General features: G+C 58.8%; 15 protein-coding genes and 1 pseudogene. 2 read left to right on the top strand and 14 right to left on the bottom strand.

What is annotated here, in order from left to right:
* Positions 1–273: 273 nt before the first annotated feature.
* Positions 274–1,138 (top strand): annotated as a pseudogene (locus CWI66_RS16185) (DMT family transporter).
* 9 nt (positions 1,139–1,147) lie between these two features.
* Here the strand turns inward: CWI66_RS16185 and CWI66_RS16180 are convergent.
* The 11 genes from CWI66_RS16180 to uraH form a co-directional block, all read right to left on the bottom strand.
* Entirely contained in the window at positions 1,148–1,669 is a 522-nt protein-coding gene (locus CWI66_RS16180; RefSeq protein WP_100732250.1) for a DUF192 domain-containing protein, read from the bottom strand.
* Entirely contained in the window at positions 1,666–2,799 is a 1,134-nt protein-coding gene (locus CWI66_RS16175; RefSeq protein WP_228219506.1) for an ABC transporter ATP-binding protein, read from the bottom strand. The genes CWI66_RS16180 and CWI66_RS16175 overlap by 4 nt, the downstream gene beginning before the upstream one ends.
* The gene (gene modB, locus CWI66_RS16170) at positions 2,792–3,460 is read right to left on the bottom strand and encodes a molybdate ABC transporter permease subunit (protein WP_062360632.1); all 669 of its coding nucleotides are present in this window, start codon (positions 3,458–3,460) and stop codon (positions 2,792–2,794) included. Before modB ends, CWI66_RS16175 begins: the two co-directional genes overlap by 8 nt.
* Positions 3,460–4,227 carry a molybdate ABC transporter substrate-binding protein gene (modA, locus tag CWI66_RS16165; protein ID WP_100732249.1) on the bottom strand — a complete coding sequence of 256 codons (768 nt, stop codon included), beginning with the start codon at positions 4,225–4,227 and terminating at the stop codon, positions 3,460–3,462. The genes modB and modA overlap by 1 nt, the downstream gene beginning before the upstream one ends.
* 3 nt (positions 4,228–4,230) lie before the next feature.
* Positions 4,231–5,715, bottom strand: coding sequence for a pyruvate kinase (gene pyk / locus CWI66_RS16160; protein WP_054640952.1), 1,485 nt, complete (start codon positions 5,713–5,715; stop codon positions 4,231–4,233).
* An 84-nt stretch (positions 5,716–5,799) separates the two neighbouring features.
* Positions 5,800–6,291, bottom strand: a complete 492-nt coding sequence (locus tag CWI66_RS16155) for an ureidoglycolate lyase (RefSeq protein ID WP_100732248.1) — start codon at positions 6,289–6,291, stop codon at positions 5,800–5,802.
* Between the two features lie 42 nt (positions 6,292–6,333).
* Positions 6,334–7,158, bottom strand: a complete 825-nt coding sequence (locus tag CWI66_RS16150) for a bifunctional allantoicase/(S)-ureidoglycine aminohydrolase (protein WP_100732247.1) — start codon at positions 7,156–7,158, stop codon at positions 6,334–6,336.
* A 14-nt stretch (positions 7,159–7,172) separates the two neighbouring features.
* Positions 7,173–8,099, bottom strand: a complete 927-nt coding sequence (puuE, locus tag CWI66_RS16145; protein ID WP_044628690.1) for an allantoinase PuuE — start codon at positions 8,097–8,099, stop codon at positions 7,173–7,175.
* A gap of 264 nt (positions 8,100–8,363) precedes the next feature.
* Positions 8,364–9,080 (bottom strand): GntR family transcriptional regulator, encoded by a 717-nt coding sequence (locus tag CWI66_RS16140; protein WP_054640954.1) that lies wholly within the window; start codon positions 9,078–9,080, stop codon positions 8,364–8,366.
* Between the two features lie 24 nt (positions 9,081–9,104).
* Entirely contained in the window at positions 9,105–10,304 is a 1,200-nt protein-coding gene (locus tag CWI66_RS16135; RefSeq protein ID WP_100732246.1) for a urate hydroxylase PuuD, read from the bottom strand.
* 11 nt (positions 10,305–10,315) lie between these two features.
* A complete protein-coding gene (gene uraH / locus CWI66_RS16130; RefSeq protein ID WP_081136265.1) occupies positions 10,316–10,669 on the bottom strand; it encodes a hydroxyisourate hydrolase in 354 nt (117 codons plus the stop codon).
* A gap of 124 nt (positions 10,670–10,793) precedes the next feature.
* On the opposite strand from uraH, the gene uraD reads away from it, so the two are divergent.
* Positions 10,794–11,336: a 2-oxo-4-hydroxy-4-carboxy-5-ureidoimidazoline decarboxylase gene (gene uraD, locus CWI66_RS16125; protein WP_100732245.1), complete on the top strand. Its 543-nt coding sequence runs from the start codon at positions 10,794–10,796 to the stop codon at positions 11,334–11,336.
* 62 nt (positions 11,337–11,398) lie between these two features.
* On the opposite strand, the gene CWI66_RS16120 is transcribed toward uraD, so the two are convergent.
* The 3 genes from CWI66_RS16120 to CWI66_RS16110 form a co-directional block, all read right to left on the bottom strand.
* Positions 11,399–11,755: a phasin family protein gene (locus tag CWI66_RS16120; RefSeq protein WP_016916200.1), complete on the bottom strand. Its 357-nt coding sequence runs from the start codon at positions 11,753–11,755 to the stop codon at positions 11,399–11,401.
* A gap of 177 nt (positions 11,756–11,932) precedes the next feature.
* Positions 11,933–12,622: a glutathione binding-like protein gene (locus tag CWI66_RS16115; RefSeq protein WP_081192624.1), complete on the bottom strand. Its 690-nt coding sequence runs from the start codon at positions 12,620–12,622 to the stop codon at positions 11,933–11,935.
* An 89-nt stretch (positions 12,623–12,711) separates the two neighbouring features.
* Positions 12,712–13,440, bottom strand: a complete 729-nt coding sequence (locus CWI66_RS16110; RefSeq protein ID WP_100732251.1) for a glutathione S-transferase N-terminal domain-containing protein — start codon at positions 13,438–13,440, stop codon at positions 12,712–12,714.
* Between the last annotated feature and the right edge of the window lie 43 nt (positions 13,441–13,483).

The following is a 13,483-nucleotide window of genomic DNA, read 5'->3' as shown; positions in this document are numbered from 1 at the left end:
TGGCTCATGCCTGCACACCTGTAAGCGTGAATCTGGTATCGTTGGGTCTGGGTCAGCTGTCGGTATGCCATGCTCTGTTTCACTTTGGTCGGTAAAGCAGAGAGAGTACCGGCGCTGGCCCTCCTGCTTCTACCTTGAGATCCAAAGTGCTGCGGTTATTCTATGAATCTAGGAACAGCAGCAATGCTAAACAACCACTTATAGCGCTATTATTTTTACCATCTCCCAAGCTGATATAATGACTGCCGCTTCCATCCACCAACGGACATCAACGTGCCTCTACGCGATTTGCTACTCGGCCTGTTTGTTATCGCCATTTGGGCGTTGAATATCATTGTGATCAAGGTTGGTGTGGCGGAACTACCGCCACTATTGATGACCACACTGCGTTTTATGCTCGTCGCGACGCTGCTGGTGCCTTTCTACCCAGTGGCGCGGGTACAGCTACCCTTTTTGCTGCTGCTCTCGGTGACGTTTGGCAGCCTACACTTTGCTCTGCTGTTTATTGGCCTGGAGCACGCTGAGGCAGGTACCGGCGCGCTGCTGGTACAAATGGGCACGCCCTTTGCCACGCTGTTAGCGGTAATCTTTCTAAAAGAGAAGCTGGGGCCCAAGCGTATTGCCGGGCTGCTGCTCTCTTTATGCTGGGGTCGTCGTGCTGGCGGGCGGGCCAACGCTGCCCTCTCCTCTGCCACTGGCGATCCTGTTGTGCAGTGCCATGGGCTGGGCGGTGTCGCAGCTGTTGATCAAGCGCGGCCCACCGATTGCGCCGATGGCACTGGCGGGCTGGGTGGCGCTGTTCGCAGTGCCTCAGGTAGGGTTGGGGTCATGGCTCTTTGAGAGCGGTCAGTGGCAGGCGATGCAGCAAGCCACCTGGCTAGGCTGGGGGGCGATGATTTACACCGCCGTAATGTCGTCGATTGTCGCTTACGGGATTTGGTACGCGCTGTTGCGCCGCCACCCGGTAAATCGCGTAGTGCCGATGACACTCCTCACCCCCGTTTTCGCGGTGGGCTTAGGCGTGCTGTTGATGGACGACCCGCTTGGGGTACATAAACTGGTAGGCGGAGGCTTAGTGGTCGCGGGAATCGCCCTGATTGTGCTGAAGTTTGGCAAACGGCGGCCAACCAGGGCGTAAGCGAGAACGTTACTCGGGGCGACAAAATCCGGCCAGCGCAGGCACCGAGACACAGTCGCCTACCTGTATGCCACGTTCCGCAAAGTAGCCCGCGTTAACCTCCAACGCCGCATGGTAGGCCGCCCCGGCAGGATAAGAGGGGCACTCCTGGGGGGCATCAGATTCGCAGGGCGGCATCGTGTTTATAGCAACGATGCGCCCTTCGCCGTCGATATACGCGATATCCAGCGGAATCAGCGTGCGGTACATCCAAAAGGCGTTACCAGCGGGCTGCTCACGCTCGAAGCGAAACAGCATGCCTCGTGTTTCTGGCAGATGTTCACGTCCCATCAGGCCGCGCTGGCGCTGGGAAGCGGTTTCGGCGACTTCGACATCGAGACGGTGCGGGCCACCTTCGCTATGGATCGCCAGCGGCAGCGTGTTGGCTGGCGCGGGTTCAGCTGCCCAAGCCGCTAACAGCGACAGGGGTAAACAGGCGGCAAGCGAAACACCGGCAGCGGTTTTCAGCAGTTGGCGGCGTGTCAGGGTCATAACAGGTTCCTTTTGTTGTGTGATGCCGTGTGGGTACGCTGCGCGGGCATAAGATGAATCCCCTCAGCCAGCAGCGAGACGTGCACCCTTTCCCCCAAGCTAAGCTGGTTACGTTTGGCCGCGTGGGTGGCGATGTCGAAACGTAGCATATCTCCGTGGGAAACACGCAGCGAGATTGATGTCATGCCACCCAACACCACCATTTCACTGACCGTCGCCGCCACCGGGTTTTCGCGTTCGCCTTGGGAAGGCCGTCCCCGACGATGCAGTACAATATCCGACGGCGGCAGGTACCAGGCCAATGACTCTCCTACTTCACACTGGGCGATACCTTCGCTGACTTCTAGCAGCCATTCCCCCCACCGCAAGCGTCGCCCAGCGTCCGTCTCGACCACTTCCCCGCTAAAGACGTTGTGGCGATCCAGCAACCTAGCGACAAGCGGCGAAGCGGGCTGTCGAAACAGCGCTTCAGGCGTGCCCTGCTGCAGGCTTACCCCGTTATGCAACACGCAGATTTGATCGGCGAGCGCGGTGGCTTCTTCCAAGTCGTGGGTGACGAGAATAATGGGGATAGAAATTTGCTGGCGCAGTAGCGCCAGCTCGCGCTGCAAGCGGCGGCGAGTCACCTGATCCACCGCAGAGAACGGCTCATCCAGCAGCAGCGCTTGGGGTTCTCTGGCCAAGGCGCGAGCCAAGGCCACTCGCTGGCGCTGGCCGCCGGAAAGCTCGCTAGGGTAGCGCGCCTCTAAGCCTTCCAAGCGCACTTTAGTGAGCCACTGAACAGCCTGTTCACGCCTTTGAGCGCGGGGCAGGTGTCCTATGGCTAGCTGAACGTTCTGCAGCGCCGTTAGATGAGGGAACAGCGCATAATCCTGAAACACCATACCAATCTGGCGCGCTTGCGGCGGCAGTGAGTGGCGCTGGCCGCTTTGGGCCAGAAACCACTCCCTGCCCGCGCAGCTCACTCTGCCCTGCTGAGGCTGGTAAAGCCCGGCAATGGTGCGCAGCAAGGTAGTTTTACCACTTCCCGATGGCCCGACCAGCGCCAGCAGCTCCCCAGGGGCGCAGCGAAACGAGGCATTGAGTGGAATCGGGTCGGCCTGTTGGGCGGTCACTATCAGATCATCCACGTGACCACCTGCGCTTGCCAGCGAGCCCATAGACAAGGCCTAAGGTTGCCAGGGAAATGACCAGCAAGAGGGCAGACATGCTCGCCGCACCCTGCTCGTCAAAGGCCTGGACGCGATCATAAATGGCTATAGAGAGCGTGCGGGTCTCGCCATCAATCGCACCGCCAACCAACAAAATCACGCCAAACTCGCCCAGTGTGTGCGCAAAGGTTAGCGCTGCCGCCGATAGGATGCCCGGCCACACCAGCGGCAATTCAATACGCCACAGGGTTTGCCATGGGCTTAGCCCACTGCACCACGCAGCCTCACGCAGGTTCGCAGGCACATGCTCAAAGGCACGCTGAATCGGCTGAATAGCAAAGGGGAGATTGGCAATCAGAGAAGCCAACAAAATACCGCTAAAGGTAAAGTTGAGCCCGCCCCCTGTCAGCGCCGCCCAGGCACCGCCTAACGGTGCATCACGGCCAAACTGCTGGAGCAGATAAAACCCTAGCACCGTGGGCGGTAGCACCAGCGGCAGCGCAATCAGCGCCTCACACAGCCCCTTGCCACGGAACTGTGCGGTCGCCAGCACGCGCCCCCACCAAATGCCTAGAGGTAATAAGAAGAGACAGGTAAACGCCGCGAGCCGCAGCGAGACAGAGAACGCCGACCAGTCCATTAATCGGTACTAAATCCGTAGGTTTCAAAAATCGCTTTCGCATCCGCCTGTTGCAGCCACTCATAAAACGCCTGAGCCACTTCTCCGGCCTGCGGCGTTAACACCATGCGCTGGCGCAGCGGCGTATGCCACGTTTCAGGCATCAACACCGCCTCGCTGCGCTCAGCCAACGCAGGTGCCACCGCTAACGAATAAGCCACCAAACCACCTCGCGCCTCGTCGGAAAGGGCAAACTGCATCGCCTGGGAGACATTCTCCCCTTGCACCCGCAGCGGTTCGCTGGCTTCCCATAGGCCCGCCTTTTGCAACACGTCTCGGGCAGCCACGCCGTAAGGGGCGTGTTCAGGGCTAGCAATGGCGATACGCAGCCGCTGCCCCTCTTCCCAGGCGGTAATGGCCTCCTGCACGCCGACAAGCGGCGCTTGCTCACTGGGTACGGAGTAACGGCCAGCCGGCTGTACCCAGGCTAGCCGTCCTCGGGCGTAAATCACGCCCGCGTTATCCACGTAGCCCTCGTCGTAAAGCGCCTGAACGAACCCTTCATCTGCTGACAAAAACAGCTCGAAGGGCGCGCCTTGGGCGATTTGGCGGCGAAAGTTGCCAGAAGAGCCAAAATTGAGACGCAGCGCCTGGCCGGTTTGCTGAGTGAACTGCTGGGCAGCCTCTTCCAAGGCGAACTGCAGGCTAGACGCCGCCGCCACAATGGGCGCGCCCGCCATCACAGGCGCGCTTAACAGCCAACCGCATAGCAACAGCAGTAAGCGCATATGCTAGGCCTTTGCGCTGTCGGCGTGTTGCTCGGTAATAGCCATCACTTTCATGGTGTTGGTACCACCGTGGGCGTTCATGTGGTCGCCACGGGTCAGGATGACGTGATCACCCGGCTTGGCGACGCCCTGCTTCACCAACAGCGTAAGGGCTTGGTCGTTAAGCTCGGTGGCGGTCATTTTCGAGGTATCGAAGGGAAGTGAGACCACGCCCCGGTACAGGGCCATACGGCGCTGGGCAATCGGGTTGTGAGCCAACCCCACGATAGGCAGGCCCGAGCGGATGCGCGAGGCGATCAACGGCGTGTAGCCCGAGGCGGTCATGCAAGCAATCGCCACCACGCCGTTCATGTGGTTAGCGGCGTACATCGCCGAAAGGGCAATGGTTTCATCGGGGCGGGTAAAGCCTTCGTGGATACGATGGCCCGACTCTTGGGCGACCCGCTCACGCTCGGCACCCAGACAAACACGCGCCATTGCTTCTACGGTTTCCAGCGGGTAGTCGCCCGCGGCGGTTTCCGCAGAGAGCATGACCGCATCGCTGCCATCCAGCACCGCGTTCGCCACGTCGAAAACTTCAGCGCGGGTGGGTAGCGGCGCGGAGATCATACTCTCCATCATTTGGGTGGCGGTAATCACCGCGCGGTTAAGCGAACGGGCGCGTTTAATCATGCGCTTTTGCACGCCGACCAGTTTGGCATCGCCAATTTCCACGCCGAGGTCGCCACGAGCCACCATCACCGCTTCGGAGGCTTCGATAATGCCATCCAGCGTGGCGTCATCGGCCACGGCTTCGGCGCGCTCCACTTTGGCAACGAGGCCAATTTCCTTGCCCTCTTCGCCCAACAGGCGGCGGGCTTCCAGCATATCTTCCGCAGTACGAGGGAAGGAGATCGCCAAGTAATCGACACCAATCTCAACGGCGGTTTTCAGGTCGGTTTTATCTTTTTCCGTTAGCGCGGGAGCCGATAGCCCGCCGCCCTGCTTGTTAATGCCTTTATGATTAGAGAGCTTGCCACCCACCACCACCTCGGTGTGAACCTGCTTGCCCTCTACGCGGGTAACATCCAGCACCACGCGACCATCATCCAGCAGCAGGCGGTCGCCCGCGGTTACATCATCCGCCAGGGTTTTGTAATCGCAGCCGACGCCGTGGATATCACCAGCGTCGCTATCCATGGCCATATCCAGTACAAACGGCTGGCCCTCTTCTAAATAAACCGCCCCCTCTTTAAAGCGAGCAACGCGAATTTTGGGGCCTTGCAAATCGCCCAGCGCGGCCACACTGCGGCCTAGCTGAGCGGCGATTTCACGCACACGGGCAAGACGGCGGCGATGGTCGTCCGCCGTGCCGTGGGAAAAGTTCAAGCGGACCACATCCACCCCCGCCTTCAACATGGCTTCCAGTACGCCTTCACGGTCGCTGGCGGGGCCGAGGGTCGCGACAATTTTGGTACGACGAAGGGGGATATGGGTGTTTGCGCTCATAAATGTCCTAACCGTTCATAGAGTAGAGTGTCAGCTTATCAGCATAACCCAACCAAGATGACACTCGCATGCACTTGCGGTGGGCTATTCCGCTAAAGTGACGGTAACATCCAGGGGATATTCTTCACAGTTATTGCCATCCCCACCGCGATCCACCACCAGGAATTCCCCTTCGCGCTCCAACACCGACTGAATCGCGTGCCAAGTACCGGCGCGGTAGTTCACCCCTTGGCGGCCGTCGGTGACAAACGCCTGCACCTCGTTTGGCGCAATGGTGTCGCCAGGCGGTGCCACCACCACGATAAAGCGCTCCTGATGCAGCGGCATAAACGCCTGACTGCCCTGGGGGTGGCGCTCTAAAAACGTGAGATTGAGCGGCAGCGTCACTGGCTGGCTGACAAAAATATTGATCAGCGTTCGAGCGTTGTCGCCGAGGGTTTCCACCTTGGCGAGATCGTGATGGCGCTTGGTGCGCCCGGCGTTAATCGGAAACGATGCGGAGGTGCGGGCATCGATGACGTCTCCAAAGGGCGCAAACGCCTCCGCCGTCAGCGGTTTTGCCGTCAGATTTAACATAGCATCATCCTAACGAGTATTAGTTATGGTGGGCTTCCCAACTCAGATTTTGAGCGCCGCATGGCGGTTAACGTCTTTGTACAACAGGTAGCGGAACGGGCCAGGGCCACCGGCGTAGCACGCCTGAGGGCAGAAGGCGCGTAGCCACATAAAGTCGCCCGCTTCCACTTCGACCCATTGCTGGTTCAAGTGGTACACCGCTTTGCCTTCAAGTACGTAGAGGCCATGTTCCATCACGTGGGTTTCATCAAACGGAATCACGCCACCCGGCTGAAAGGTAACGATATTGACGTGCATATCGTGGCGCACGTCGTTGGGGTCGACAAAACGCGTCGTGGCCCAGCGACCTTCGGTGCCCGGCATTTCGATCGGTGCGATCTCCTGCTCATTGGTCACGAAGGCTTTGGGCACTTCCAGACCTTCTACATACTCGTAGGCTTTGCGCACCCAGTGGAAACGCACCGGCTCGCGGGTTTCATTGCGCACCTGCCAGTGGCTGCCAGGTGGAATAAACGCGTAGCCACCCGGCCCCATCGTATGGCGCTCACCCGCTAAAGTGAGCGTTAACTCACCCTGCACAATAAACAACACGCCTTCCGCCTGGGGGTCTAGCTCAGGCTTATCACTACCGCCTTCCGGCTGCACTTCCATGATGTACTGGGAGAAGGTTTCCGCAAATCCCGACAGCGGCCGCGCTAGCACCCACAACCGAGTGCCCTCCCAAAACGGCAGGTTGCTGGTCACGATATCGCGCATCACGCCTTTAGGAATCAGTGCATAGGCTTCGGTAAAAACCGCACGGTCAGCGGTGAGTTGGGTTTGCGGCGGGTGACCGCCGGAGGGGGCGTAGTAAGTCGTTTTATTCATTATGATGCTGCCTTTTAACGAGTCGGTGCCGGATGATGCTCCGCCCAGTGGCGGGCGATATCCACCCGGCGTGCTACCCACACTCGGTCGTGGGCTTCAATATGGTCTAAGAAGCGCTGCAGTGCGCGGAAGCGCCCCGGGCGGCCCAACAAACGGCAGTGCATACCAATTGAGAGCATCTTCGGCGCTTCTTCCCCTTCGGCGTACAGTACATCAAAGGCGTCGCGCAGGTAGGTAAAGAAGTGGTCCGCCGTATTGAAACCTTGCGGAGCAGCAAAGCGCATGTCGTTGGTATCTAAGGTGTAAGGCACGATCAGGTGGTTATGCTCAGCCCCCTGACTATCGCTCACCTTGGTCCAGAACGGTAGGTCGTCGCCGTAGTAGTCGCTGTCGTAAAGAAAACCACCTTCGTCCAAAATTAAACGGCGCGTATTGGGGCTATCGCGCCCGGTGTACCAGCCTTCAGGCTTTTCACCATACAAACGCTGGAAGATCTCCATGGCTTTTTGCAGATGTTCGCGCTCGACATGCTCCGGGGTTTCTTGGTAGTGAATCCAACGGTAGCCGTGGCACGCCACTTCATGGCCAAGCTCTTTAAACGCCTGGGCCACGTCCGGGTGGCGCTCTAGCGCCATCGCTACCCCAAATACGGTGAGCGGCAACCCACGACGCTCGAACTCGCGCAGAATACGCCACACGCCAGCGCGGGAGCCGTACTCGTAGATGGATTCCATGCTCAGGTGGCGGTCTGGGTAGCTGGCCGCACCAATAATCTCGGACAAAAACTGCTCTGAACCTGAATCCCCATGCAGCACGCAGTTCTCACCGCCCTCCTCATAATTAAGCACAAATTGAACGGCGATCTTGGCCTTGCCTGGCCAGTTAGCGTGGGGCGGCGTGCGGCCATAGCCGATTAAATCGCGGGGGTAATGAGAGGTCATGAACAGGCTCCTTAACAGAGACAGAGCGTTTTATTTTGTATACAAAATAGCCATTTTGAACGGCCACCGCAATTCGATTCAGGGCTAATTAATTGAGATGACGACGATTTTAGGCGTAATAGCGCGCTAACCCATTGAAACCTGAACACTTGGTCAACTCTACGAACGCCAACCCATCGCATGAAAGGGCTTGCGCATCGCAGAAAAGCGCTCTATTTTTGTATACAATACAGAAAATATTACAGTTGAGCAGATGCGTCGTCGCTAAACACCAAAAATCTGCTGCAGATCCGGTACACTCTCTTCCTCTTCAACCATGGAGAGCGAGGCTTCGATGGCTTTGAGGTGGCGGCTCATAAAGGCTTTGGCGCGTTCGCCGTTGCCGGTTTCCAGGTAGCCAATCAGGTCGTCGTGGTCGTGGGATTCGCAGCCTAAGTGGCCGCGATGGCCGTAGACGGCGAGGATCAGCGAGGAGCGGGAGCAGAGGCGCTCGACGAATTCTGCCAGGGTGGCGTTGCCGGAGAGCTGCGCGAGACGCACGTGAAAATCCGCCGAGAGACGAATCGCCACGCTCTGCTGACCGCTGCGTAGGGCTTGGCGCTCTTGGCGGGCCATCTCGCGAAGCTCCGCCGCCGCCGCGGCGTTCATTCGCCTGGCCACATCGGGCATGAGGCCACACTCGATCAACTGGCGGGCATCGAACACGTCTTTCGCTTCATCGGCGGTGGGGCGCGTCACGCTAGCCCCACGACGCGGGGTCAAGGTAACAAGCTGCTCCAGCGCCAGCCGCTGAAGGATCTTACGAATCCCCGTGCGGCTAATACCGAATACTTCCGCTAGCGCATCTTCACGCAGCCGAGCGCCGGGCTTAAGGCGCTGCTCCACAATCGCATCGCTCACCGCCCGGTAAATCGCTTCGTGGCGCTCATCGCCCTCTTTGTCAGAAGGCCTCCGCTTTAACGCCGCCTGCGCATCACTCATAGTGTCTCCTGTCTGCGACTCTGATTACTCCTCCCAGGCCGCAATGATATCGCGCTCTTCGTCACTCATGTTGGTGATATTACCAAGCGGCATGTAGCGACTGCCAACGACCTGTTGGATTTGCGCTTTGTGACCAAGAATATCGTCCCAGCTATCAAAGGCATAGCCTGCAGGCGGCGCGGAGAAACCGGCATGTTCAGGGTTGCGGGCATGGCACTGGGTACAGTGTTGCTCGATGAGTCCAGATATTTGCGCTTGCGTGGGCGCACCGCCAGCGCCTTCCACAGCGGCACGTGGGCTGGGCGCTGCCACCCAGAACGCGAGCAAAATCAGCCCAACGCCTATCGCAGGATAGGCAGGCTGAACCTTGCCCGCATGCATCAGCACGAAGAACTGACGAATCAGCGCGCCAGCAAAGATGAACAAGGCCATGACGATCCAGGCCTGCTCATGGGAGTAAAGAAAAGAGTAGTGATTACTCACCATCAGCAGCACCACCGGCAGCGTGAAGTAGGTGTTGTGCACCGAGCGCTGCTTGCCGCGCTTGCCATCTAGCGGGTTGGGGGCCTCTCCGGCTTTCATGGCCTTGGCCATGCGGCGCTGGCCGGGAATGATCCAGAAGAAGACGTTGGCCGACATGGCCGTGGCCATGACGGCCCCAGTGAGCAGAAAGGCTGCCCGCCCGGTGAACATCTGGGTGCTCAAATACGCCACGACCACCATCATCACCGCCACGGCAATGCTCAGCAGGCCGTCACGCTGCATATCCGGGCTGATACGCTTGCAAAGCTCGTTATAGACCACCCAGCCGCCCAACAGGAAGCCCAATGCCAGCAGATTGGCTTGCCAACCGGTGAGGTTGGTCGCCCAGGCCCAGTTGCTGTTGGGGTTGACCAGGTAGAAGCCCGGATTGACCATATAAAGAATGACGAACAGCGCAAAGCCAGAGAGCCATGTGGTGTAGGCTTTCCAGAACGACCAGTGCAGGTCGTTGGGGAGCTTGGCAGGGGCCGTGGCGTATTTCTGATTATGATAGAAACCACCGCCATGCACCGCCCACATCTCACCAAACACACCCTTGTCACGATCTTCCTGAGCCTTGGGCGTGCGCAGGCTGTTATCCAGCATGACGAAATAGATCGACTCTCCGATCCAGGCGATGGCGGCGATCACGTGGAGCCAGCGCAGCAGCAGGTTGGCAAATTCGATAGTATACGCTTGCATGTGAAGCCCCCTCAGCTACCGCGATAGGTCGAGTAGCCATACGGCGAGAGCAGCAGCGGTACGTGGTAATGCTGGCTGGCATCGGCCACGCCAAAGCGCAGCGGGATGACGTCCAGGAAGCGGGGCTCGGCAGCCTCGACCCCCTGCTGGCGTAGATAGTCTCCCGCATGGAACACTAGCTCATATTCGCCAGCGGTCAGCGCCTCGCCTTCCAACAGCGGCGCATCACAGCGGCCGTCGCTGTTGGTGACGGTGGTCGCTAACGGCTCGCGCTGGCCACCGGTCAACCGAAAGACCTCGATGATGATGCCCTGACCGGGCTGCCCTTTGGCGGTATCCAGCACGTGGGTAGTCAAGCGTCCCATCGTCACTCCTCATATTGGCAGGGTTATTGGTGTTGTTGGCAGGTTTGACCTATTGGTCAAAGAGTACCGTTGATGCTATTTATTGTATACAGCAATTCCCTTTTCGCACGCGTGGAGAACCCTTGTGCCGACTGAAACGCCTTTGCGACTGTCCCCTGCCCCGAGCCAAAGCAGCCTGGAAACCTTCGTGGCCCACTATGGCGATGTCTATGAACACTCTCCCTGGGTGGCCAAGGCTGCCTGGCAACACGGCCTGGAAGAGGCTCACGACGCCCCGGATGCGTTGGCCGAACTGATGGGCAAGATGCTTCAACAGGCCTCTCCCGAGCAGCAGACGGCCGTCATTCAGGCACACCCTGATCTGGCCGGCAAAGCCACGCTGGCCGGGGAGCTGACCCACGACTCTACCAGCGAACAGGCCGGAGCTGGGCTCGATCAGTGTTCACCGGAAGAGTTTGCCCGCTTCGAGCAGTTGAACGCCGCCTATCAGGAAAAATTTGGCTTTCCCTTCGTGATTGCCGTCAAGGGCCTGGACCGCTATGCCATTCTGGAGGCCTTTGAAAAGCGGTTGAACAACGATCCGGTACAAGAAAGAAAAACGGCCATCGAGCAAATCATCAGGATTGCACGGTTTCGGCTGAGAGCGCGTGCAGGCGACGCCACCTAATGCCCGCTCTTCGGATAAAAAAATGCCGCGCTTCAGGGCGCGGCATTTTCATGGAGCAACCGTTACGATTTGGCAGTATCGGCTGCTTTCTTGGTGGTCTCTTCCGCCATTTTCTGACTTTCCTGCAGGAAGCCCTGGCTGATAGAGGTCACTTTTTCGGAGTCACCTTTCATGCGCTCCATCATGTCGCTGGCCGCTTTCTGCTGGCTTTCCATGGCTTTCTTGAAGCTATCGGCGTCCTTGACGTCGAGCCAGGTGCGCGCCTGGGCGATGGTCATGTCGGAATAGGCGCGTGCAGCATCCATTTGAGCGCCGACCAGCTGCTCGTAGTAGTCCAGCGCTGCCAGTGTGTAAGAGCGCATGGGGGAAACAAACACGGACTCAAACTGCTGGCTGGTTTTTTCTGCTGTCTTGTTCATCACTAAATCTCCTTGAGTGAGCTAGCGGTACGATGCGCTCAACGGCGCCTCTTAATAGGCGGTTGCCGTTGCTAATATCAAAGCTAGCAGCGCTTTTTGTGCAGCGCAACATGATTTTTTTCACCTTCATGCACGCTGCATCGCCATTATCGATGACTCACTCGCGGTTAATCATTATTAGCGGTTTCCGAACAAGTGCTTACGCGCCAGGTCATCCATGGGCGCACCTGCCTGGGGGTTCACATCCTCGACCAATGCATAGGCTTTGCGAATGGCGGGACGCTGGGAAAGCTCTTCGAACCAGCGCTCCAGGTCGGGAAACTCCTCCAGGGTCTGGCGCTGTTTTTCCCAGGGCACGATCCATGGGTAGATGGCCATGTCGGCAATCGAGTAACGGTCGCCGCCCACATAGTGCTGCTGGGAAAGACGCTGGTCCAGCACGCTATAAAGCCGATTGGTTTCACGCACGTAGCGCTCGATGGCGTAGTCGATCTTGTGGGGCGCATAGTGGCAGAAGTGATGATTTTGCCCGGCCATGGGGCCTAGCCCACCCATCTGCCAGTGCAGCCACTGCAGTACCACATAACGCTCGCGCCCTTCTGCTGGCAGGAACTGACCGCTCTTGTCTGCCAGGTACTCCAGAATCGCCCCTGATTCGAACAGCGCCATGGGCTGCCCCCCGTCGCGCGGGGCATGGTCGACGATGGCAGGAATGCGATTATTGGGGGCAATGGCCAGGAATTCGGGGTCGAACTGATCGCCCCGCCCGATATTGATGGGCTTTACACGATAGGCGAGCTTCGCTTCTTCAAGCATGATGGAGATTTTGTGGCCGTTGGGCGTTGTCCAGTAATACAGGTCAATCATTGCCATCTCCTTGTCCATGAAGGGCGTCCCCATACAGGGGTGTGGCCCTTCATGTTGCCTGTGAGTGTCAGCGGCGAGTACCGCTTAGCCTAGTATAGATCACGAATGGTCATGGCCTTGCCCGCCACGCCATCATGCACCGCCAGCATGCGCTGGAACCAGCCGGCCACGGGGTCACGCTCCTCCACCAGCGTTTCGGTCGAGACGCTATAGGCCCACATCATGCTGCCGAACAGCAGGTAATCTGCCCCAGCGGGGGAGTCACCATCGAGGAAAGGGGTTTCCTTGAGTTGTGCACTGACGGGCACCAGCGCCTGATGCAGTTGCTGGCGGCCTTTCTCAGGGTCGTGAACCGCCTCGAGGCTGGCCCCAAAGCGCGCTTCACGGGTGGTGCGGAAGTACTCCCGATCCTCCGGGTGGATGGCTTCCAGCAGATCCAGCACCACGATACGAAACAGCGCGGGCGTAATGCTGCGGTCCACCAGTTGCTTGAATAGCGTGACACGCTGCAAGCCCAGCCCATCGCCCAGCACCGGCGCCTCAGGGTAAGTGGTATCCAGGTAGCGCAGGATATCGAAGCTGTCGGTGACCACCGTGTCGCCATCGGTCAACACCGGCACCTTGTCGTAGTGGGCAAATGCCAGCGCCTCTTTCTGCTGAAACCGCCAGGCCACCGTAGTGTATGCCAGCCCTTTGTGGGCCAGCGCCATGCGCACGCGCCAGCAGTAGGGAGAAAATCTCAAGCGATCATCGCGACCGCACAAATCTTGACGTCCTCCCCGCCCTAAAGGACGGGGATTCCAACTTCTTGAGGGCAACGTCCTGCCCCGAGGCTGAGGATATTCCGGGCCGCATTCACGT

The sequence above is a fragment of the Halomonas sp. 141 genome (assembly GCF_002810305.1).
GTDB lineage: Bacteria > Pseudomonadota > Gammaproteobacteria > Pseudomonadales > Halomonadaceae > Vreelandella > Vreelandella stevensii.
The sequence above is the reverse complement of the archived record's forward strand: the minus strand, read 5'-3'. Positions and strand labels throughout refer to the sequence as shown.

Bases quoted from the DNA above. Each gene is read 5' to 3' on its own strand.
- modB (WP_062360632.1), bottom strand. From the start codon at position 3,460: ATGGACTGGTCGGCGTTCTCTGTCTCGCTGCGGCTCGCGGCGTTTACC.
- CWI66_RS16120 (WP_016916200.1), bottom strand. From the start codon at position 11,755: ATGAACAAGACAGCAGAAAAAACCAGCCAGCAGTTTGAGTCCGTGTTT.
- CWI66_RS16135 (WP_100732246.1), bottom strand. From the start codon at position 10,304: ATGCAAGCGTATACTATCGAATTTGCCAACCTGCTGCTGCGCTGGCTC.
- CWI66_RS16150 (WP_100732247.1), bottom strand. From the start codon at position 7,158: ATGAATAAAACGACTTACTACGCCCCCTCCGGCGGTCACCCGCCGCAA.
- pyk (WP_054640952.1), bottom strand. From the start codon at position 5,715: ATGAGCGCAAACACCCATATCCCCCTTCGTCGTACCAAAATTGTCGCG.
- CWI66_RS16180 (WP_100732250.1), bottom strand. From the start codon at position 1,669: ATGACCCTGACACGCCGCCAACTGCTGAAAACCGCTGCCGGTGTTTCG.
- CWI66_RS16155 (WP_100732248.1), bottom strand. From the start codon at position 6,291: ATGTTAAATCTGACGGCAAAACCGCTGACGGCGGAGGCGTTTGCGCCC.
- uraH (WP_081136265.1), bottom strand. From the start codon at position 10,669: ATGGGACGCTTGACTACCCACGTGCTGGATACCGCCAAAGGGCAGCCC.
- modA (WP_100732249.1), bottom strand. From the start codon at position 4,227: ATGCGCTTACTGCTGTTGCTATGCGGTTGGCTGTTAAGCGCGCCTGTG.
- CWI66_RS16140 (WP_054640954.1), bottom strand. From the start codon at position 9,080: ATGAGTGATGCGCAGGCGGCGTTAAAGCGGAGGCCTTCTGACAAAGAG.
- CWI66_RS16115 (WP_081192624.1), bottom strand. From the start codon at position 12,622: ATGATTGACCTGTATTACTGGACAACGCCCAACGGCCACAAAATCTCC.
- puuE (WP_044628690.1), bottom strand. From the start codon at position 8,099: ATGACCTCTCATTACCCCCGCGATTTAATCGGCTATGGCCGCACGCCG.